This window comes from Paraburkholderia sp. MM5496-R1 (genome assembly GCF_050436205.1).
Taxonomy (GTDB): domain Bacteria; phylum Pseudomonadota; class Gammaproteobacteria; order Burkholderiales; family Burkholderiaceae; genus Paraburkholderia; species Paraburkholderia tuberum.
Genome location: NZ_JBNDLT010000002.1, coordinates 1058083 through 1078984 on the forward strand (window position 1 = coordinate 1058083; position 20902 = coordinate 1078984).

General features: G+C 64.6%; 18 protein-coding genes and 2 pseudogenes. 9 read left to right on the top strand and 11 right to left on the bottom strand.

What is annotated here, in order from left to right; genetic code table 11:
- Positions 1-111 precede the first annotated feature (111 nt).
- The 5 genes from OKW38_RS11845 (at position 112) to OKW38_RS11865 (ending at position 6701) form a co-directional block, all read left to right on the top strand.
- The gene (locus OKW38_RS11845) at positions 112-1536 is read left to right on the top strand and encodes a 3-oxoacyl-ACP reductase (protein ID WP_429361602.1); all 1425 of its coding nucleotides are present in this window, start codon (positions 112-114) and stop codon (positions 1534-1536) included.
- Between the two features lie 14 nt (positions 1537-1550).
- Positions 1551-2483 (top strand): MaoC/PaaZ C-terminal domain-containing protein, encoded by a 933-nt coding sequence (locus OKW38_RS11850; protein ID WP_429361604.1) that lies wholly within the window; start codon positions 1551-1553, stop codon positions 2481-2483.
- Between the two features lie 58 nt (positions 2484-2541).
- Positions 2542-3843 (top strand): acetyl-CoA C-acetyltransferase, encoded by a 1302-nt coding sequence (locus OKW38_RS11855; protein WP_429361606.1) that lies wholly within the window; start codon positions 2542-2544, stop codon positions 3841-3843.
- 34 nt (positions 3844-3877) lie between these two features.
- The gene (locus OKW38_RS11860; RefSeq protein WP_429361608.1) at positions 3878-5665 is read left to right on the top strand and encodes an AMP-binding protein; all 1788 of its coding nucleotides are present in this window, start codon (positions 3878-3880) and stop codon (positions 5663-5665) included.
- A 97-nt stretch (positions 5666-5762) separates the two neighbouring features.
- A complete protein-coding gene (locus OKW38_RS11865; protein WP_429361610.1) occupies positions 5763-6701 on the top strand; it encodes a DUF1571 domain-containing protein in 939 nt (312 codons plus the stop codon).
- Here OKW38_RS11865 and OKW38_RS11870 read toward each other — a convergent pair.
- From OKW38_RS11870 to OKW38_RS11885, 4 genes and pseudogenes are all read right to left on the bottom strand, one after another.
- Positions 6698-7126 (bottom strand): hypothetical protein, encoded by a 429-nt coding sequence (locus tag OKW38_RS11870; RefSeq protein WP_429361612.1) that lies wholly within the window; start codon positions 7124-7126, stop codon positions 6698-6700. The two genes, OKW38_RS11865 and OKW38_RS11870, sit on opposite strands and share 4 nt — an antisense overlap.
- 60 nt (positions 7127-7186) lie before the next feature.
- Positions 7187-8764 carry an FAD-binding oxidoreductase gene (locus tag OKW38_RS11875; RefSeq protein WP_090804151.1) on the bottom strand — a complete coding sequence of 526 codons (1578 nt, stop codon included), beginning with the start codon at positions 8762-8764 and terminating at the stop codon, positions 7187-7189.
- Positions 8765-8907: 143 nt separating this feature from the next.
- Positions 8908-9007 (bottom strand): annotated as a pseudogene (locus OKW38_RS11880) (RNA polymerase sigma factor); the annotation flags it as partial.
- A 47-nt stretch (positions 9008-9054) separates the two neighbouring features.
- Entirely contained in the window at positions 9055-9192 is a 138-nt protein-coding gene (locus OKW38_RS11885; RefSeq protein WP_167368637.1) for a hypothetical protein, read from the bottom strand.
- 439 nt (positions 9193-9631) lie between these two features.
- On the opposite strand from OKW38_RS11885, the gene hfq reads away from it, so the two are divergent.
- Complete coding sequence (gene hfq, locus OKW38_RS11890) at positions 9632-10105, top strand: RNA chaperone Hfq (RefSeq protein ID WP_090804149.1); 474 nt, start codon at positions 9632-9634, stop codon at positions 10103-10105.
- Between the two features lie 30 nt (positions 10106-10135).
- On the opposite strand, the gene OKW38_RS11895 is transcribed toward hfq, so the two are convergent.
- Positions 10136-10363 (bottom strand): hypothetical protein, encoded by a 228-nt coding sequence (locus OKW38_RS11895; protein WP_429361614.1) that lies wholly within the window; start codon positions 10361-10363, stop codon positions 10136-10138.
- Between the two features lie 182 nt (positions 10364-10545).
- On the opposite strand from OKW38_RS11895, the gene OKW38_RS11900 reads away from it, so the two are divergent.
- The gene (locus OKW38_RS11900; RefSeq protein WP_090805694.1) at positions 10546-10737 is read left to right on the top strand and encodes a hypothetical protein; all 192 of its coding nucleotides are present in this window, start codon (positions 10546-10548) and stop codon (positions 10735-10737) included.
- Between the two features lie 223 nt (positions 10738-10960).
- Here the strand turns inward: OKW38_RS11900 and OKW38_RS11905 are convergent, their stop codons facing one another.
- The gene (locus tag OKW38_RS11905; RefSeq protein WP_429361616.1) at positions 10961-11677 is read right to left on the bottom strand and encodes a DUF2968 domain-containing protein; all 717 of its coding nucleotides are present in this window, start codon (positions 11675-11677) and stop codon (positions 10961-10963) included.
- Between the two features lie 294 nt (positions 11678-11971).
- On the opposite strand from OKW38_RS11905, the pseudogene OKW38_RS11910 reads away from it, so the two are divergent.
- Positions 11972-12169 (top strand): annotated as a pseudogene (locus OKW38_RS11910) (ShlB/FhaC/HecB family hemolysin secretion/activation protein); the annotation flags it as partial.
- 201 nt (positions 12170-12370) lie between these two features.
- Complete coding sequence (locus OKW38_RS11915; RefSeq protein ID WP_090804143.1) at positions 12371-12856, top strand: DUF2147 domain-containing protein; 486 nt, start codon at positions 12371-12373, stop codon at positions 12854-12856.
- Between the two features lie 159 nt (positions 12857-13015).
- Here OKW38_RS11915 and OKW38_RS11920 read toward each other — a convergent pair whose 3' ends face one another.
- The 5 genes from OKW38_RS11920 to OKW38_RS11940 all read right to left on the bottom strand — a co-directional run bounded on the left by OKW38_RS11920 (position 13016) and on the right by OKW38_RS11940 (position 20618).
- Positions 13016-13474: a transposase gene (locus tag OKW38_RS11920; RefSeq protein ID WP_429336246.1), complete on the bottom strand. Its 459-nt coding sequence runs from the start codon at positions 13472-13474 to the stop codon at positions 13016-13018.
- 99 nt (positions 13475-13573) lie between these two features.
- Positions 13574-14671 carry a cell division protein ZapE gene (gene zapE, locus OKW38_RS11925; protein WP_429361618.1) on the bottom strand — a complete coding sequence of 366 codons (1098 nt, stop codon included), beginning with the start codon at positions 14669-14671 and terminating at the stop codon, positions 13574-13576.
- 88 nt (positions 14672-14759) lie between these two features.
- Complete coding sequence (gene lpdA, locus OKW38_RS11930) at positions 14760-16202, bottom strand: dihydrolipoyl dehydrogenase (RefSeq protein WP_090804138.1); 1443 nt, start codon at positions 16200-16202, stop codon at positions 14760-14762.
- Between the two features lie 138 nt (positions 16203-16340).
- Entirely contained in the window at positions 16341-17615 is a 1275-nt protein-coding gene (gene odhB / locus OKW38_RS11935; RefSeq protein WP_184029896.1) for a 2-oxoglutarate dehydrogenase complex dihydrolipoyllysine-residue succinyltransferase, read from the bottom strand.
- A 141-nt stretch (positions 17616-17756) separates the two neighbouring features.
- On the bottom strand, positions 17757-20618 hold the full coding sequence (locus tag OKW38_RS11940; RefSeq protein WP_429361620.1) for a 2-oxoglutarate dehydrogenase E1 component: 2862 nt from the start codon (positions 20616-20618) through the stop codon (positions 17757-17759).
- Positions 20619-20902: the final 284 nt, after the last annotated feature.

Below are 20902 nucleotides of genomic sequence, written 5' to 3' on the forward strand. Positions count from 1 at the left end.
AGCGCGGCAAACCGTACCGGAGTCACGCAACTCAAGGCACACTGACACACGTCCGGCGCCCCTGAAAATCACGGGGCTGCCCGCGGCGCGTCCAGCAGAGCAACCGATAACATGAACGACTCCTACCTGAAGTTCGTCAACTCGCCGTTCGGCGGCCGTCTCGCGCGCTCGCTCGGGCTGCCGAAGCCCGAGGTGCTGCGGCGCTATCGCGCGGACCGGCCCGAGTTCGACGGACTGATCGCGATCGGCGCGGGCCGCGAGCCGCGCCTGTTCGACGCGCTCGCGAGTCTGATCGCCACCCTCGGCATGACGAGCGTCGCGCACGAAAGCGCCGGGCTGTGGGTGCCGCTCGCCCATCGCCACGGCCTGATGACCGGCCGCTTCGAGCCGGCCGAAGCCGGTGCGCCGGGCAAGCTTGCCGCGTTGATGTTCGACGCGAGCGGTATCGACGACAGCAGCCTGCTCGAACCGCTGCACGGCTTTTTCCACGACACGCTGCGCTCGCTCGGCAAGTGTGGACGCATCGTCGTGCTGGGCCGGCCGCCCGAGGCCTGCGCGAGCCCGCGTCAGTGGACTGCCCAGCGCGCGCTCGAAGGGCTCGTGCGCTCGCTCGGTAAGGAAGCGCGGCGCGGCATCGCCGCGAATCTCGTGTACGTGGAGGAAGGCGCTGAAAACGCCATCGAGGCGACGCTGCGCTTTTTCCTGTCGCCGCGCTCGGCCTATGTGTCCGGTCAGGTGGTGCGGATCGCGGCACATGGCGCGCCGCCGCACGACGCGCCCGCGTTCGACTGGCTCGACTGGCGCCAGCCGCTCGCCGGTCGGCGTGCGCTGGTCACGGGCGCGGCACGCGGCATCGGCGCGGCGATCGCGAGCGTGCTCGCGGCCGAGGGCGCGCATGTGATCGGCCTCGACATTCCGTCCGCGCGCGACGCGCTCGATGCGACGATGCGGCGGCTGAACGGCAGCCCGCTCGCGTTCGACATCGCCGCGCCCGAAGCGCCCGCGCAGATCGCCGCCGCGCTCGACGAGCTCGGCGTCGACATCGTCGTGCACAACGCCGGCATCACGAAGGACAAGACCATCGCGAAGATGACCGACGCCGTCTGGCAAAGCGTAATCGACATCAACCTGAGCGCGCAGGAACGCATCGACGACGCGCTGCTCGCGGGCGGCATCCTGCGCGACGGCGGGCGCATCGTCGCGGTGTCGTCGATCGGCGGCATCGCGGGCAATCGCGGCCAGACCAACTACGCCACGTCCAAGGCTGGCGTGATCGGCCGGGTGCAGAGCATGGCGCTGCCACTGCGCGCGCGCGGCATCACGATCAACGCGGTCGCGCCCGGCTTCATCGAAACGCAGATGACCGCGAAGATTCCTCTCGCGATCCGCGAGGCCGGCCGCCGCATGAACTCGATGAGCCAGGGCGGCCAGCCCGTCGACGTCGCGCAGACCATCGCGTGGCTCGCGCATCCGGGCTCGGCCGGCGTGACGGGCCAGGTCGTGCGCGTGTGCGGTCAAAGCCTGATTGGCGCCTGAACGGGAGCATGGGTATGGACGAACCGCGTGATCCGTTCGGCAACCGTCAGCTCGCTCCCGCGCCGGGCGACGGCGCGCGGCCGAAAACCGTCGTCATCGAAACGCTGCCCGCGCCGGCCAAGCTGTACGGGCGCGCGCTGACGGGCATCGTCAAGCGCGGCCGCGACACGCGGCTGCCGCCGTTGCGGCTCGTGCGCCCTGCCGTCGTGCTCGAGCCCGGCCCCGTGTGGCGCTATGCGCGCGTGTGCGGCTTCATTCCCGAGCACGGCGTGCCGCTCACCTACCCGCACCTGCTCGCGTTTCCGCTGCATCTGCTGATGCTGACCGACCCCGCGTTTCCGTGGCCCGCGCTCGGTCTCGTGCATCTGGCCAATCACGTGCGGCTGCGCCGCCCGCTCGCCTACAAGGACCTGCTGCGCATCGAGGTCGAATTCGGCGCGCTGCTGCGTCACGACAAGGGCCAGGCGTTCGTCGTGCATACGCGCATCTATCGGCGCGGCGAGGCGGTGTGGGACGGCGACAGCATCTACCTGAAGCGCGCGGTGCCGGCGCTCGGCCATCCGCTCGAAGCGTTGACGCTCGGCCCCGATGCGCTGCAACGGATCGCGCGCTGGCAGCTCGCGCCGCAACTGGGCCGCGACTACGCGAGCGCGTCCGGCGACTACAACCCGATCCACATCAGCGCGCTGTCGGCGAAGGCGTTCGGCTTTCCGCGCGCGATCGCGCATGGCATGTGGACGCTCGCGCGCGCGGCGTCGTCGCTGCAGCCGCCGAAGCCGCTCGCCGAAGCAACGCTCAGCGCCGAGTTCAAGGTGCCGATGCTGCTGCCGGGCGAAGCGTCGCTGTGGAGCGCATCGCCTTCGCTGATCGAGCGCGATCTCGAGGTGCGCGATATCGCCGGGGAAAAGCCGCATTTGCGCGGGCGCATGCAGTGGCGGCTGCTGTGAACCGCGAGCGCGCCGTTCGCATCGACCAATAATCTGGAACGACCCAAAGGAGCCGAGCATGTCCCACCCGCAACCTGCCGTGCGCCGCGTCGCCGTCATCGGGGGCAACCGGATTCCGTTTGCCCGCTCGAACACCGCGTACGCGAGCGCATCGAATCAGGACATGCTGAGCTTCACGCTGCAAGGGCTGATCGATCGCTATGACCTGCACGGCGTGCGTCTCGGCGAAGTCGCGGCGGGCGCCGTCATCAAGCATTCGCGCGACTTCAACCTGACGCGCGAGTCCGTGATGTCCACCACGCTCGCGAAGGAAACGCCCGCCTACGACGTGCAGCAGGCCTGCGGCACCGGCCTCGAAGCCGCGATCCTCGTCGCCAACAAGATCGCGCTCGGGCAGATCGACGCGGGCATCGCGGGCGGCGTCGACACCACGTCCGACGCGCCGATCGGCGTCAACGAGCGCATGCGCAAGATCCTGCTCGAAGCGAATCGCGGCAAGAGTACCGGTCAGCGTCTCGCCGCGCTCAGCAGGCTGCGGCCCGGCATGTTGTTCAAGCCGCTGTTGCCGCGCAACGGCGAGCCCCGCACGGGGCTGTCGATGGGCGAGCATTGCGAGCTGATGGCCAAGCGCTGGAACATCTCGCGCGAGGCGCAGGACGTGCTCGCGTACGAGAGCCATCGCAAGCTCGCCGATGCGTACGCGCGCGGCTTCGTCAACGATCTGATGACGCCGTACAAAGGCCTCGCGCGCGACAACAACCTGCGCGCCGACCTGTCGCTCGAAAGGCTTGCGAACCTGAAGCCCGTATTCGACCGCGACGCGGGCACGCTGACCGCCGGCAACTCGACGCCGCTGACCGATGGCGCATCCGCGGTACTGCTCGCGAGCGAAGCGTGGGCGGCCGAGCGCGGCTTGCCCGTGCTCGCGTATCTGAGCTGGTCGGAAACCGCGGCGGTCGACTTTTTCGACCAGCAGGAAGGCCTTCTGATGGCGCCCGCCTACGCGGTGCCGCGCATGCTCGCGCGCGCCGGCCTCACGCTGCAGGACTTCGATTTCTACGAAATCCACGAAGCGTTCGCGGCTCAGGTGTTGTGCACGCTCGCGGCATGGCAGGATGACGAATATTGCCGCACGCAGCTTGGCCTCGCCGGCGCGCTCGGTGCGATCGACCGCACCAGGCTCAACGTGAACGGCGGTTCGCTCGCGACCGGCCATCCGTTTGCGGCGACGGGCGGACGTATCGTCGCCGCGCTCGCGAAGATGCTGGCGCAACTCGACAAGCCGGCCGGCAGCGCACGCGGGCTGATCTCGATCTGCGCGGCGGGCGGCCAGGGGGTCGTCGCGATTCTGGAACGCTAGGGCAGCGCATACCAACATTTTCAGGAGGCAATCGATGACCGAGCCCACCCAAGCCCCGCTGCACATGCCGGACGCAGGCGGCACGCCTCGTCAAAACCCGGTGCCCCACCCCGCTCCGAACACCGACGGCATCTGGTACGCGTCCTATCCGGACGACGTGCCGCGCGACATCGACGTCACGCAATACGAGTCGATCGATCAGTTCTTCGACGAATGCATCGCACAGTTCCGCGAGCGCGTCGCGTACGTGAGCGTCGGCGCGAACCTGACGTACGGTGAACTGGGCCGCAAGGCGAGCGCGTTCGCGGCGTACCTGCAAAGCATCGGCGTGGAGCCGGGCGAGCGCGTCGCAATCATGCTGCCGAACACGTTCCAGTATCCGGTCGCGCTGTTCGGCACGATCAAGGCGGGGGCGGTGGTCGTCAACGTGAATCCGCTCTACACGGTGCGCGAACTCGCGCACCAGCTAAAGGACAGCGGCGCGCAGACGATCGTCGTGATCGAGAACTTCGCGAAGACGCTCGAAGATGCATTGCCCGGCACCAAGGTGCGCAACGTGATCGTGACCGGGCTCGGCGATCTGCTCGCCGACGGCGCGAACCTGAAGGGACACCTGCTCAATTTCATGCTGCGTCACGTGAAAAAGATGGTGCCCCCTTACAAGCTGCCGCAGGCGGTGCCGCTCCTGAAAGCGCTTTCGGCCGGTTATGCACGGCCGCATACACCGGTGCGCGCGACCCACGAAGACATCGCGTTCCTGCAATACACGGGCGGCACGACCGGCGTCGCGAAAGGCGCGATGCTCACGCACCGGAACATCCTCGCCAATCTGTTGCAGGCGAAGGCGTGGGCCGCGGGGCAGCTGTCCGGCGAGGGCGAAACGGTGCTCACGCCGCTGCCGCTTTATCACATCTACTCGCTGACCGTGAATGCGCTGATCTTCATGGGGCTCGGCGGGCGCAACATCCTGATCGCGAATCCGCGCGACATGAAGCGCGTGATGATGATCATCCGTCACGAAAAATTCACCGGCATGACCGCGGTCAACACGCTCTATAACGCGTTCCTCGACAACGAGGAATTCTGTCGGCGCGACTTCTCGGACCTGAAGCTCGCGATGGCGGGCGGCATGGCGACGCAGAAAGCCGTCGCCGAGCGCTTCAAGGCGGTGACGGGCAAGCCGATCATCGAGGGCTACGGACTCACCGAGTGCTCGCCGATCGTCTCGATGAATCCGGTCGATCTGACCAATCTGCGCGACTTCGAGGGCTCGATCGGCTTGCCCGCGCCGTCCACGCAGGTGCGCTTCAGGAAAGACGACGGCAGCTGGGCCAATATCGGCGAGGCGGGCGAGCTGTGCGTGAAGGGCCCGCAGGTCATGAAGGGCTACTGGAACCGCCCCGACGAAACCGCGAAGGTGATCGACGACGACGGCTGGCTCGCGACCGGCGACATCGGCGTGATGGACTCGCGCGGCTTTATCCGTCTGATCGATCGCAAGAAGGACATGATCCTCGTGTCGGGCTTCAACGTGTATCCGAACGAAATCGAGGACGTGATCGCCGCGCATCCGGACGTGCGCGAAGTCGCCGCGATCGGCGTGTCCGACCCCGCGCAGGGCGAGCGCGTGAAGGTGTTCATCGTGCGCCGCACGCCGACACTGACCGCCGAGCAGGTGATTGCGTACTGCCGCAAGAATCTGACTGGCTACAAGGTGCCGAAGCTCGTCGAATTCCGCGACGAGCTGCCGCAAACCAACGTCGGCAAAATTCTGCGCCGTGCGTTGCGCGACGAGGAACTCGCGAAACAGAAGTCCGCCTGACGGGAATAAGCGTTGCTTCACAGCGATATTGCTTTGTTGCTTCGCGTTATTGCCTTGCAGGTTGCATGAGCGGTCGCGTCACTTTCTGGAGAAATTCATGAAGCACCGCATGTCCGCCCGTTCGCATCGCCGGCGACAGCGCTTGCTGGGTGCGCTGCTCGTCGCGCTCGGCCTGCTGTCGGTGCCGACGGCCTTCGCGCAGAACGACGACCGCCCGCCCCCGCTCAACACCGCGAGCGCCGTCAAGCCGCCCACCACGCCGGCCGCGCAGGTCGGCATGCTGACGCTCGACCAGCAGGTCAAATGGCTGCGCGCCGCGCAGCAAAGCGGCACGCTCGAAAAGCTCGACGACGCGCAACTGGTCGCGCTGTTCCAGTCGCTCGATCCGCTCGCGCTGCCGCGCTATATCAAGGAAGGACCGAACGACTACCCGTCCTACGAGTTCACGATGTCGCGCTCCGAGCGCATTCGCGGCATATGGCCCGACAAGCCCGATCACATGCTGGTGCGCGTCGCGCACGACCCGCTGCGCATCTACGCGAAGTGGCTGGCCGACGGCGCGCACGCGGGCCAGGAAATCATCTACGACGAATCGAAACGGAGCGATGAAACCTACGGCCACCTCGGCGGCATCATGAACGTGATGCCGTTGTGGACGTCGCTGACCGGCGCGCTCGCACGCTCGCAATCGAATCACAGCGTGCGCGATCTCGGCACCGAGTACGTTGCCGATCAATACCTGAGTGAAGGAAAAAAATACACCGAGGCCGGCTTGCCGCGTTCGGTGCGGATCGAAGTGAAGACCATCGACGGTGTGCGCGTCGTCGCGTTCACGTTCGAAACACCGGTCGGCCAGCCACGGTTCTACGCGAAAAAGGAAACGCTCGGGCTCGATCTGCGTCATCCGTTCTTTCGCAGCGTCCAGTCTTACGACAACGACGGCAAGATTTTCGAGCAGATCGTGTTCGAGAGCATCACGCCGAGGACATTCGACGATTCGACCTTCGATCCGAAGAACAAGGACTATAAGTTCTAGCGCGCGCTGCGCGGCGTCAGAGCGAAGGCCACGTGGGCGGGTTGCGCATCCAGTCCCTCGCGCGCTTCGTGACGATGCTCGACGAAGCGTCCCGTGCGAAGCGCGAGGTGTTGCAGGACGAAGTAATCGGACGCGCGCGTGAAGCCGATCAGCGCGGGCATCGCGTGCGGGGTCCGCCCAACGTCGAGCAGTGGCGCAAGTGTGGTGAACCAGAGCGCGCCCGCATCGTCGCCGGTTTCGAAGGTCCGCAACCGAAGATGCGCGGCATAGCGTGCGAACGACGCGCCGCATTCGAGCGTCGAGTCGACGATCGCGAACGCGCGCGCATCGTCAGCCCAGGCGGCGGCTTGCGCGAGCCACGGCCATGCGCCGCCCGCGGCCGTCGCGAGGCATGCACCGGTGAGCATGAAAGTGCGTCGATCCATTGGCGTGTACGTTCCGTTCTGTTTGCGCTTCGGTCTGCCGTGCGTGTCCGCACGCGTCGTTCACGTGTACCCCCGCCGGTCGCGCCATGCCGCCGGCCAGATGCCCTGCTTGCCCGGCGCGAGAATGCCGTTCGGATCGAGCGCATCCTTCAGCGTTTCGGCGAAGCGCAGCGACGCACCGTCGTTGAAGCTGTATTGCGCGGCCGCGAAATCCATGTACGCGAGATGCGCGCGATATTCGCCGTAGCCGGCCGCGCGCGCGTCGCTCATCAGCGAGCGCAGCAGCGCGCCGGCCTGCTCCACCTGATTCGCGTCGTCGCGATCGAAAATCGCCGCGAAAATATGATGCAGATGCCGCGCGCCCGCGGTGAAGCCACCGTAGTAGTCGAAGCCGTATTCGGCGGCGCGCGCTTTCACCATCGTGTACTGGCGCATCGCGTCGCGCCCGGTCGCCGGACAGATCGGCGCGAAGTCGACGTGCGCGCCCGCGCCGCCGCGCCAGTCGAGCATGCGAAACGCGGTCATCGCGGGAATGCCGGCCATGTTGCGATCGCCGCCGCCAGTCGGCTGAGCATCGCCCGCATAGCGCGCCGCCGTGAGCCGCGCCTCCGGCACCCGCGCGAACGCGCGCTCGATCAGCGCGTAGCGCGCATCGATCAACTCGGGCGTGCCGTACAGCGCGAAATGCAGGTTCCAACGCCCGACGCCGAGTTTGTCGAGCATCGCCTGCACCGCGCTCCCGGGCATCGCGCCCGCGCCGTCGTACCACTGCCGGCGTGGCGACAGGCTCGCCGCGCGCCGCAATCCGCCCTCGATCACCGCGTGATTGCGGATCGTGCCGTCGAGCCGCAACGGCCGCAGAATCTCGACGATCTCCTCCAGATCGGCCTCGCGACGAAACTGGATTTCGCCGAGCAGATACGCGGGCGGCGCGGGCATCAGCCACACGCCGAGCTTCGTCACGATGCCGTAGTTCGACTGCATGAACATCGCATCGAACGACGGCCCGTAGCCCGGCTGATACAGCTGCCACGCAGTGCCGATCTCGACGCCGCCCATGCCGGTGCGCAGCACGTCGCCGTTGGCGAGCACGACCTCCATCCCGCATTGGGCCGCCGCGTGATCGCCGTAGTCGGTATAGCCGAAGCCGCGCTCCAGCGTGTTGCCGACCACGCTGCCCCAGCCGGCAGCCGGTGGATCGACCCACAGCTTGTAGCCCTTGTCGCGCAGATGCGCGTACAGATCGAAATAGCTGACGCCCGGTTCGACCAGCGCATAGGCGAGCGTTTCGTTGACTTCGAGGATGCGGTTCATGCGCTGCAAGTCGAGCACGACCGAGCCGCTGAGACGCGGCGCCGCGCCGCCGTACGCGAAGTTGCGCCCGGTCGACACGGTCCACAGCGGAATCCGGTACTGATTGGCGATGCGCAGCACCGCGCGGATTTCATCGACCGACGCGGGCAGCAGCGCGGCGCTCGCGACAAACGCCCCCGGCTCACCAGGCGCGAACGGATCGCCATAGGCGGCGAGGTCGGCGTCGGAACGCAGCACGTGCGCTTCACCGACGATCGCGCGCCAGCCGGCGAGCGCCCGGTCGAACTGTGCGGCGGACAGGTTGGGCGGCAGCGTCTGGGGCAAGGCGTCTCCTTGTCGGTCGGGCAATCCGCGGGTGCAGTCGCGCGGGCAGCTATGCGTGCGTCGCCGCTAACGGCCTTGACGACACGCTACCGCCCGCTACTGCTGCCACGTCTCAGGCTTACCACCGAGCTCGCTGCACACGTCGATCGCGACGGCGCGCTTTCGTCGTCGACGGCGATCTCGCGGCGCCCGCGCAGCTGGTCGATGTACAGATGCCGCAGGATCCGTCAGCAGCCACGCGATCACTTCCGCTTCGAATGTCACCCGGCGTGCCAGGCCCGGTCGCGGCGTTAGTAGCCGCCGCCGCTGCTGTTGCTGTTGTTGCTCGAACCCGACGCGGCGTTGTCGGTATCGGCCGCGTGCGCGAGGGAGCCGCACGCGAGCGCGAGCAGGACGAAGAGCGCTGACAGAATACGGGATGCTTTCATGGTGAGCCTCCTGGCAGATGCCCGGCACGCGATCGACCGACCGGCGCGGCGGGCGGCAGGCCGCGGAATGCGGTACTGCCATACTGGACTTAACGCCGCGATCGCGTGGTTTATTCCATCACCGTCGTGGCGCTGTTTCGCTGCGCTGTTTCTCCGGGCTTTTTCGCGGCGCTTCGACGCCGCCGCCGTGGTCGCGCAACATGCCCCTATGTTCTTCCTTTTCCGCCATCCATGCCGGCAATGCCTGGAGAGACCGGAAGTAGACGACATTGACCAGCAGATTCGTAACTCAACGTTACAGTCCCGCGTTATCGGATGCTTATGTGCTCACAAGTCGTTATAGTGGACAAAGTTCGCCCCCGTCGACGCGTTCTGCCCCCGCATAGGGTAGAAAGGGTAAAATCGCGGCGAACCACCGTCTACCTAACCTGAATTGTCCATGGCTTCCGCAGAATCGCATCCGCAAAACGACTTCATGAACGCTGCGCGCAAGGAACGAAAGCGCGTCGAAATATATCTGGTCAACGGCATCCGCCTGACCGGATGCATCGAGTCGTTCGATCAGTACCTGGTGATGCTGCGCACGCCGGTTGGCCTGCAAGGCATCTACAAGCGCGCGATCTCCACGATCCAGCTCGACACCGGCACGCGGCCCGCGCCGCGCACCGGCCGAACGTCGCATGGCGAACATGGCGCGCGCGGTCCGCATGGTTCGCGCGAACATCGCGAGCCGCGCGAAGGGCGTGAATCGTACGGCACGCCGTCGGCGGAACGCGCGCCGAGCGAGCGCAGCGGCAACTCCGAAGGTCCGGTGGTCGTCACGCGGCGGCGGCGTCTGTTCGGCAACGGCGGCGAAAGCGGCAATCATGGCGGCAACCACGGCGGCGGCAGCCCCGGCGGCAATCAGGAATAAATACGAAGAAGCTGTAGCGGCCGCGCCTCGCTACTCCGTGGACGGACCGAGGCGCCGCAGAATTTTCTCCAGTTGGGTCAGCTGACGCTCGGTCAGCTCGAATCTCCCCTTGACCGCCAGCACGCGGCGCCGCCAGTAGCCGGCGTCGAACAGGTGCAGCGCCGGTTGCCGGGTCTCCCAATCCAGGTGTTCCAGTCCGGCTTCCACGACGTGGGCTGCGAGCACTCGTCGCGAGCCCGCCGGCTTTTTCCCGTTCATCTGGTTCGCTGTGTGATGGATCGATGGAGGTGTCGTTCGCGGCTCAGGCGCGGCCGGGACACTCGGAGAACGAATCGATGCCGGCCGGCTTTAAACGACGCGCCTGCGCCATCTGGCGGTCGTTCGCCGATAGCCGCGATGCGCTATGCTGAATGATCGACCCTCTACCGATGGAGCACGCCATGACCAGCAAAAACCAGCATGCCTCCCGACCGGCGCGCACGCGCCGGACGCCCCCGACGTCCGCCGATACGCGGCTCGACGAAGCGCTGATGGAAAGCTTTCCCGCCAGCGATCCGATCGCCGTCGACGTGACGCAGCCGCCTCGCGAACGGATGCGCAAAACGCAAGCGGATACGCGCAAGCGGCATTGAAGTCGCGCCGTCTTGCGTCGTACGACGGCGGCGCACAACGACGCGGCAACGAGCCGTCAGGGCTCGCGAAAAATGCCGAGTGCAAATGCCGGAAAGCCCGGCGGTAAAAGTGCGATGCGCGGGCTGGCGGGGTGCGGAAAGCACCGATCAAATATAACCACGGTAACGCCCGCGAACGAGCCGGACGGCGCACCGATTTCCGCGCCGTCCCGCCACGTCGTGCTCAATGCATCGGCAAGCCGCTATTGAGCTGACGCTGCAGGTCGCGCACCTGGCGCTGCGCGACGCGCAACTGATCCTGCGCGGCGGCCTTCTGCTGCGCCAGTTCGGTCGCCTCGGCGCGCTTCTGCTCCTGCTGGCTCGCGACGATGCTTTGCTGCTGACGCGCGACGTCGAGGTCGGCCTGCAGCCGGCTCGCGCGTTCCTGCGACAGCGCGACCATGCGCTGCGTGAACGCCTTCTGCGCTTCGAGTTGCGTACGGCGGATCTCGATGTCCGACAGTTGCATCGTCTGCCGCGCGAAATCCTTGTAGATCAGCTCCGCGCGCGCGGCGTCCTGCGACTTGATCACGCGCCAGAAGTTTTTCTGCTGGAACAGCGCGACGTAGTAGGTCATCTCCTTGCCGTAGAACAGCAGGCTCGCGCCATAGCTGCCGTTATACGTGGTGCGCAATTCGCTCAGATCCGGGCCGTGGATCATCTGCTGCAATTCAGCCACGTTCCCGGTGGCGGATTGCCGGTTTTCATCCGGCGTCAGTGCAGTGGTTTCCGCCTGGCCGGCCTGCGAGGTGTCGGGCAACGCACTCGTCGTACCCGGCTGGGACACGACCGTATCGCTCGCACCACTGTTCTGCAGAGCCTGTGCATTCGCGCCCTGAAGGGCCCCCAATACGATGCATGCGGCCAGAGCAATCTCTCGTAGCTTCGACTTTCGGTCCATGTGATACCTGTTGAACAGATTTTGTTTTAGTAGAAAACGGGGAATTATTACTCACTTTGGCGGGTTTCGGGCTCTTCGTCGAAAATATGGTACTTGCGCGTTTGCTTCTATAACAGGCACAAGCGTAGTCCCGCCTCACCGGCGCGGCGGTAGACGACGATCCGTTCGATTCCCTGCCGCTGATCGAGGCGCCCCACCGCGGTCCGAACCTGACCGTGCAGGTCGACGGCGGGAAGTCGATTTCGTTCGACGAAGTCGCGCCACGCTTCACACCGCTCGTCGGCGAGGACATGCCATGAGCCGGGCGATGCGTCGGGCGATTCCGGCTGGGGCGCAACGGTCGAGGCCAACCGGCCGATCACGCTCGGCTTCACATATGCGCACTGCGACAGCCTCGATGTGTCCGTCGGAAAAGCGGTCGGTGATGCGCCGGTGGAGAGCGCATCGCACAGTCCGCGCATCAACGCGAGGTTCTGCTACCAGCTGAATTGACACGCTTCAGAAGTGCCGCGAGCGGATTAGAAGCTCCACTATCAAACGACGCATGCACTTTCGCGTATTCTGCGCTGACGATGCAAACGGCACACCGCTGGCACCGTTGCGCATCGCGAGGGCCGGTAACGCACATCCGACCACGATGCCCATAACGCCGCGCGACCATGATCGCGCCGTCTCATATCAAGGAGGAAGGCAATGACGCAATTCACTCGACGTGCCGGCGCGCTTGCGCTGCGCACCGCCCGTCACGCCGCGCTCGCCGGCGCCCTGCTCGCCAGCGCCGTGACCGCGATGGCGCAGACCGATACACCGATCGGCACGTGGCAAACCATCGACGATCACACGGGCCAGCCGAAGGCGCTCGTGCAGATCGCACAAGACAGCAATGGCGAACTGAACGGCAAGGTTATCAAGGGTCTCGGCGCGAACGACCAGCCGGATCGCCGTTGCACCGAATGCACCGACGCGCGCAAGGATCAACCGGTCCTCGGCATGACCATCATCAACAGCATGAAGAAGGATGGCGACGCGTGGGATCACGGCCAGATTCTCGATCCTGAAAACGGCAAGGTCTACAAATGCAAGATGCATCTCGAGGACGGCGGCAACAAGCTCGTGGTGCGTGGCTACATTGGGGTCGCGCTGCTTGGCCGCTCGCAAACGTGGATACGGCAGCAATGAGGGTCGACGTGCGGCGCATGCGTGGCGCCAAACACGTCGCCTGAATGTGCGCATGATGCTGCAACGATGCGCGCTCGGCACCCGGAGGTGCGACATAAAAAACGGCCGGCGATCAAGAATCGCGCGGCCGTTTTCATTGGGGCAAGCTGTTTGCGATGGTCATGCTGCCTGCTTGAGCGGTGCAGCGTAAGCGATCGGCGACGCCGGCACCGACGTGGCCGGTACCGGATCGTATACGGCGGCCGGAACACGAAACGCCGCGGGCACGCGCTTGGACGCGGCGCGCTTGTGCTGCACGCTCGCGTGCGTGCGCATACGCGCTTCCATCAATCTGCAGAAATCTTCGCTCGCGGTGTCGAGCAGTTGCTCCGTGACGTGCTTGAGCACGCCCGATTCGTACCACGACTTGAAGCGGCGATGACAGGTCTGATATGGCGGGTAGCGGCGCGGCATTTTGGACCAGGTGGCGCCGCTATACATGACCCAAAGCACGCCGTTGAGCACCGAGCGGGTATCGGCAAGTGGACGGCCACGCATTTCGGTACGCGGCCGGAGTTCGGGCAGCAGTGGCGCAACGCGCTGCCATTCTTCATCGGTGATTTCGCGATACGGGTTCATGCTTCCTCCTTTGTCAGAACAACGACAAAAGATAGCCAGTCATCCGTGCGCGGAATATCAGACCACTCCGAAACCTGAAAATGTGTCGTGCGCGGTAGCTCAGGTTAGGGACGTGTCGACGATCCGGCGCGGCGTGTCGAGATACTCCTTCGACTGCATCTCGACGATGCGCGACACCGTACGCGTGAATTCATTAGCCATCGGACCGTCGACGTACAACTGCTCCGGTGGCACCGCAGCCGACATCAACAGCTTGACCTTGTAGTCGTAGAACACGTCGATGAGCCACGTGAAGCGGCGCGCTTCCGACGCCATGCGCACCGACATCTGCGGCACGTCCGACAGGATCACCGCGTGAAAGCGGGTCGCGAGTTCGAGGTAGTCGTTCTGCGAGCGCGGGCCCCCGCACAGCGTCGCGAAGTTGAACCAGACCACGCCGTCCGCGCGGCGCAGCGCCTTCAGCTCGCGCTTCTCGATATGCAGCAGCGGGCTTTCGTCGGGCACCGCGGCGAGGCGCGCGAAGGCGTCGCGCAGCGCCTTGCCGGCGGCGGCGTCCAGTGGCGTGTGATAGACCTCCACCTGCGCGAGCGTGCGCTGGCGATAATCGATCCCCGCATCGACGTTGATCACGTCGAGCTTCTGCTTGATCAGTTCGATCGCGGGCAGCATGCGGTCGCGATGCAGGCCGTCCGGGTACAGCGTGTCGGGCGCGTAGTTTGACGTCATCACGAACTGCACGCCGTTCTCGAACAGCTTGTCGAGCAGGCGATACAGGATCATTGCGTCGGCGATATCCGAGACGTGGAATTCGTCGAAACAGATCAGCCGATAGCGCTTCGCAATGCGGCGCGCGAGTTCGTCGAGCGGATCGGCCCGGCCTTTGAGTTCTTCAAGCTCGCGATGCACTTCGCGCATGAACTCGTGGAAGTGCAGACGGGTTTTGCGATGCAACGGCACGATCATGTAGAAGCTGTCCATCAGGAAGCTCTTGCCGCGGCCCACGCCGCCCCACATGTACACGCCGCGCGGCAGATCGGGGTGAATGATCAGCTTCCTGAACGCGTTCGAGCGGCGCGACTTGTATGCGACCCACTCTTCATAGCACCGCTGCAGGCGGTCGACCGCCGCGCGCTGCGCCGGATCGGATTGATAACCGCGCGTCTGCAGTTCTTTTTCGTAGTATTCGGTGACGTTCATCGTATTGCTGCAAAAAGAAAGGCGGGAGGGATTGAACCCCGCCCGCCTTTGGTGATGCCAAGGTTGCGTTTCGGTCAGGCGTGCGTGCTTACATGTTCAGCGCGCGCTTGTCGACGGCGAGTGCCGCTTCGCGCATGACTTCCGACAGCGACGGGTGCGGATGGCAAATACGGCCGATGTCTTCCGACGCCGCCTTGAACTCCATCGCCACCACGGCTTCCGCGATCAGGTCCGATGCGTTCGCCGAGATGATGTGCACGCCGAGCAGTTCGTCGGTCTTCGCGTCGGCGATCATCTTGACGAAACCGTCCGCCTTGTTGATGCCGAGCGCGCGGCCGTTAGCCATGAACGGGAACTGGCCGGTCTTGATCTCGCGGCCTTCCGCCTTCAGTTGCTGCTCCGTCTTGCCGACCCATGCGATTTCCGGTTCGGTGTAGATCACCCACGGAATGCAGTTGTAGTCGATGTGCGGCTTCTGACCGTCGATCACTTCGGCAACCAGCACGCCTTCGTCCTCAGCCTTGTGCGCGAGCATCGGGCCACGCACCACGTCACCGATCGCGTACACGTTCGGCACGGCCGTCGCGCAGTGGTCGTCCACGTCGATGAAGCCGCGCTCGTTGGCCTTCAGGCCGATCGCTTCGAGGCCGAGGTTGTCGGTGTTCGGCACGCGGCCGACCGACACGACCAGGCGGTCGGCTTCGAGCGTCTGCGCGTTGCCGTCCTTGTCCGTGTAGGCGATCGTCACGCCGTTCGCGCTCGTCTTCACTTCGCCGACCTTCACGCCGACGTGGATGTCGAGACCTTGCTTCTTGAACTGCTTGGCCGCTTCCTTCGACAGCGCCTGGTCAGCCACGCCGAGGAATTCCGGCAGCGCTTCGAGCACGGTCACGTCCGCGCCGAGGCGGCGCCACACCGAGCCGAGTTCCAGACCGATCACGCCTGCGCCGATCACGGCGAGCTTCTTCGGTGCCGTGTCGAACGAGAGTGCGCCTTCGTTGTCGGCGATCAGCTTGTTGTCGACCGGAATGCCCGGCAAATGACGCGCCTTCGAACCCGTTGCGATGATCACGTTCTTCGCCGTGACGACTTCGCTGCTTGCACCATCTTCGCCTTCGCCGCTCACTTCGATCTGCACGCCGGCGTCCGTCTTGCCGGTGAACTTGCCATGGCCCTTGAGCCACGTGATCTTGTTCTTGCGGAACAGGAATTCGATGCCCTTGGTCATCTTCTCGACGATGCCGTCCTTGCGGCCCATCATCTTCGAGATATCGACCGAAACGTTTTCCACCGAGATGCCGTGGTCGGCAAGGTGATGCGACGCGTTCTCGAACTCTTCCGACGAAGCGAGCAATGCCTTCGACGGAATGCAGCCGACGTTCAGGCAGGTGCCGCCGAGCTTCAGCGTGCCGGCCGGGTTCTTCCACTTTTCGATACATGCGACGGTCTTGCCGAGCTGCGCTGCGCGGATGGCGGCGATATAACCGCCAGGGCCTGCGCCGATCACGACGACGTCAAATTCTTTGGACATGACAATCCCTTTGATGGCGGAACGGCGCCGGGCCACCCGAGGTGGCGCGCGCCGTTCCTGTACTGCGAAATGCTAAAGACGTGCTACGGATGACGCCGGCCCGCGCAAACCACGGGCCGGCGTCGGTGGAACGTGCGCTTACAGGTCGAGCAGCAGGCGAGCCGGATCTTCCAGCGCATCCTTCATCGCGACCAGCGACAGCACTGCTTCGCGGCCGTCGATGATACGGTGGTCGTACGACAGCGCGAGGTAGTTCATCGGGCGGATCACGATCTGGCCGTTTTCGACCACTGCGCGTTCCTTGGTGGCGTGCACGCCGAGAATCGCGGACTGCGGCGGGTTGATGATCGGGGTGGACAGCATCGAGCCGAACACGCCGCCGTTCGAGATCGAGAACGTACCGCCGGTCATTTCTTCGATGGACAGCTTGCCGTCCTTCGCCTTCTGGCCAAATTCGGCGATCTTCTTCTCGATGTCGGCGAGGCTCAGCTGATCTGCATTGCGCAGGATCGGCACCACCAGACCGCGCGGCGAACCGACAGCGATACCGATGTCGAAGTAGCCGTGGTAGACGATGTCGTTACCGTCGATCGACGCGTTCACGAGCGGGAACTTCTTCAGCGCGTGAACAGCCGCCTTCACGAAGAACGACATGAAGCCGAGCTTCACGCCGTGTTCCTTCTCGAACTTGTCCTTGTACTTGTTGCGCAGCTCCATGACCGGCGCCATGTTCACTTCGTTGAACGTCGTGAGGATGGCGTTGGTTTGCTGCGACTCGAGCAGACGCTCGGCGATACGAGCACGCAGACGCGACATCGGCACGCGCTGTTCCGGACGGTCCTTCAGCCATTGATCGGCCGATGCCGGGGCCTTGACGTCCGGCAGCGACGGCTTCGCAGCCTTCGGTGCGGCAGCCGGAGCCGGTGCAGCCTTGGCAGCCGGAGCAGCCTGGCCGGCGACGAGCACGTCGCCCTTCGTGATACGGCCGTCGCGGCCGGTGCCGGCGACGTCGCCCGCAGCCAGACCCTTCTCTGCCATCAGCTTGCCGGCAGCCGGCGAGGCAGCGGTGTTCGACCCCGTTGCGACAGCGGCCTGAGCCGCCGGTGCGGGAGCCGCGGCAGCGACCGGAGCCGGCTTCACTTCGGCTTCGACAGCGGCGGCGCCTGCGGTGCCTTCCGTGTCGATCTTCGCGATTACCTGCTCAGCCGTGACCGTGTCGCCGTCGTTCGAAATGACTTGCGCGAGCACGCCTGCTGCCGGTGCCGGCACTTCGAGCACGACCTTGTCGGTCTCGATTTCGATGAGGATTTCGTCCTGAGCGACAGCCTCGCCGGGCTTCTTCTTCCACTGCAGCATGGTTGCCTCCGAGACCGACTCGGAAAGCTGGGGAACCTTGACTTCAACAATAGCCATTATGAGTATCCTGAATACGTATCGGGTGACGGCGCTTCTTCACGACCGCCTGCGAACCGTGAACGCCGCGCCTGAACCTCATGGGAAACGTTCGGCGCGGCGCGGGAAAGCGCACTGCGCTTTCCCGGCTCGTCTGTTTCTTTATTTAGCGATCGACGCGCTCTTGAGACGGCCGAAAGCGCCTTCGATCAGCGCCTTCTGCTGCTCGTAGTGCTTCGCGTAGTAGCCGACTGCAGGCGAAGCCGAAGCCGGACGGCCGCTGTACGCCAGCTTCTGCCCTTCCTTCATGCCTTCCTTCAGATGGTGCTCGATGTAGAACCACGGGCCCTGATTCTGCGGCTCGTCCTGCACCCACACCACTTCGGTTGCGTTGTCGTACTTCTTCATTTCCGCTTCGAACTGCTTGTGCGCGAACGGATAGAGCTGTTCGATACGGATGATCGCGATGTCGTTCACCTTCGCTTCGCGGCGATGCGCGACCAGGTCGTAGTACACGCGGCCCGAGCAGGCCAGCACGCGCTTGACCTTCTTCGCGTCGATGGTTTCGTCCACTTCGCCGATGACCGGCTGGAACGAACCCTTCGCGAGTTCCGACAGATCCGACACGGCTTCCTTGTGACGCAGCAACGACTTCGGCGTCGCGACGATCAGCGGCTTGCGGAACAGGCGGATCATCTGGCGACGCAGCAGGTGGAAGACCTGCGCCGGCGTGGTCGGCTGAACGACCTGCATGTTGTGGTCTGCGCACAGTTGCAGGAAACGCTCGATACGCGCCGACGAGTGCTCCGGACCCTGGCCTTCGTAGCCGTGCGGCAGCAGCATGGTCAGGCCCGACACGCGGCCCCACTTCACTTCGCCCGACGAGATGAACTGGTCGATCACGACTTGCGCGCCATTCACGAAGTCGCCGAACTGCGCTTCCCACGCGACGAACGTGTTCGGTTCAGCGGTCGAGTAACCGTATTCGAAGCCGAGCACCGCTTCTTCCGACAGCACCGAGTCGATCACCGTGAACTTCGCCTGACCTTCGGCGATGTTCTGCAGCGGCACGTAGGTGCCGTCGTTCCAGCGCTCGCGGTTCTGGTCGTGCAGCACTGCGTGACGGTGCGTGAACGTGCCGCGGCCCGAATCCTGACCGGTCAGGCGCACGGCATAACCGGATGCGACCAGCGACGCGAACGCGAGGTGCTCGCCCATGCCCCAGTCGAGCTTCGCTTCGCCGCGGCCCATGGCGCGACGGTCGTTGATCACGCGCTCGACGAGCGGGTGAACCTTGAAGTTTTCCGGAATCGTGGTAATGCGTTCGGCGAGGCGCTTCAGTTCCGCGAGCGGCACGGCCGTGTCGGCCGCGTCGGTCCACTTGCGGTTCAGGAACGGCACCCAGTCCACCGCGTACTTGCTCTTGTAGTTCGAGAGCACCGGGTCGACCGTGTGGTGGCCCTCGTCCATCGCCCTGCGATAAGCCTTGACGAATTCCTCGCCATCCTCGGCCTTGATGACGCCCTGCTGAACGAGCTTTTCCGCGTACAACGCACGCGTGCCGGGGTGCTTCGAAATCGTCTTGTACATCAGCGGCTGCGTGACCGCCGGGGTGTCCTGCTCGTTGTGGCCTAGCTTGCGGAAGCAGACGATGTCGACGACGACGTCCTTGTGGAACTGCATGCGGAAGTCGATCGCCATCTGGGTGGCCAGCACGACCGCTTCGGGATCGTCACCGTTCACGTGCAGCACCGGCGCTTCGATCATCTTGACGACGTCCGAGCAGTACAACGTGGAGCGCGAGTCGCGCGGGTCCGACGTCGTGAAGCCGATCTGGTTGTTGATGACGATGTGCAGCGTGCCGTGCGTGCCATAACCGCGCGTTTGCGCGAGGTTCAGCGTTTCCATCACGACGCCCTGGCCGGCAAAAGCCGCGTCGCCGTGGATCTGCACCGGCAGCACCTGAACGCCGTTTTCGTCGCCGCGACGGTCCATACGCGCCTTCGCCGAGCCCTCGACCACCGGGTTGACGATTTCGAGGTGCGACGGGTTGAACGCGAGCGACAGGTGAACCGGGCCGCCTTCCGTCGCGACGTCCGACGAGAAGCCCTTGTGGTACTTCACGTCGCCAGCCGGCAGATCATCGACGTGCTTGCCTTCGAATTCGGCGAACAGGTCTGCCGGCATCTTGCCGAGCGTATTGACCAGCACGTTCAAACGGCCACGGTGAGCCATCGCGATGACGATTTCCTGAACGCCGCGCAGACCGCCGTGACGCACGACTTCGTCCATCGCCGCGATGAAGCTCTCGCCGCCTTCGAGCGAGAAGCGCTTCTGGCCGACGTACTTGGTGTGCAGGAAACGCTCGAGGCCTTCGGCGGCCGTCAGGCGATTCAGGATGTGCTTCTTCTTGTCGTTGTTGAAGCTCGGCGTCGAACGGATCGATTCGAGGCGTTCCTTCCACCAGCGCTTCTGCTCCGGATCGCTGATGTACATGTACTCGACGCCGATCGTGCCGCAGTACGTGTCGCGCAGGGCTTTGACGATCTCGCGCAGCGTCGCGCGCTCGAACCCGAAGTACAGATTCGTTGCGCTGAACTCCTGGTCCATGTCGGCTTCGGTGAAGTCGTAGAACGCGGGTTCAAGTTCGGGGATCGCGGGACGCTCGCGGCGCTTCAGAGGATCGAGATTGGCCCATTGCGAGCCGAGGAAGCGATATGCGCCGATGAGGGACTGGACGTAAACCTGTTTGCGGGCGGTTGCGAGATCTTCGCCGCCGGCCGTTGCGCGCGGCAGGAAGGCATTGGCCTTGGCGCGCTGGGCAAACGATTCGACGATCGGGCCATGGGCCACGTCGTTGGCGTTGCTGCCGTCCGATGCGGGCACGTTCTGCAACGCATCGAAATAGCTGCGCCAGGTCTCGGGCACTGACGCCGGATTATCGAGATACGCTTCGTACATTTCTTCAACGTACGGAGCATTGCCGCCGAACAGATAAGAGTTCGACTGGAATTGCTTCATCATTTTTACGCTCACCTTTCTTCGAGTTTCTCGAGAAATAGCGGGTTACCGAACCTTCCGCGACACGGCCTGACCGTTTAGCGGATTGCGCGAATCAAGTCTTGCTTGGAAGGACCTAAAACTTTGCACCCGGGAGCATAGCACAGAACGAATAGTCCAGATAGCGAACGGCACAGGCGCAAAGCCTGTGATGGCGGGCGTTTCGCGGGTGACGGGGTGCCTTTTCACAGCGCGCAACAGTGTTCTGTGAGAAATGAAGGCGAACGGCGCGATGGGTGTCTACATGT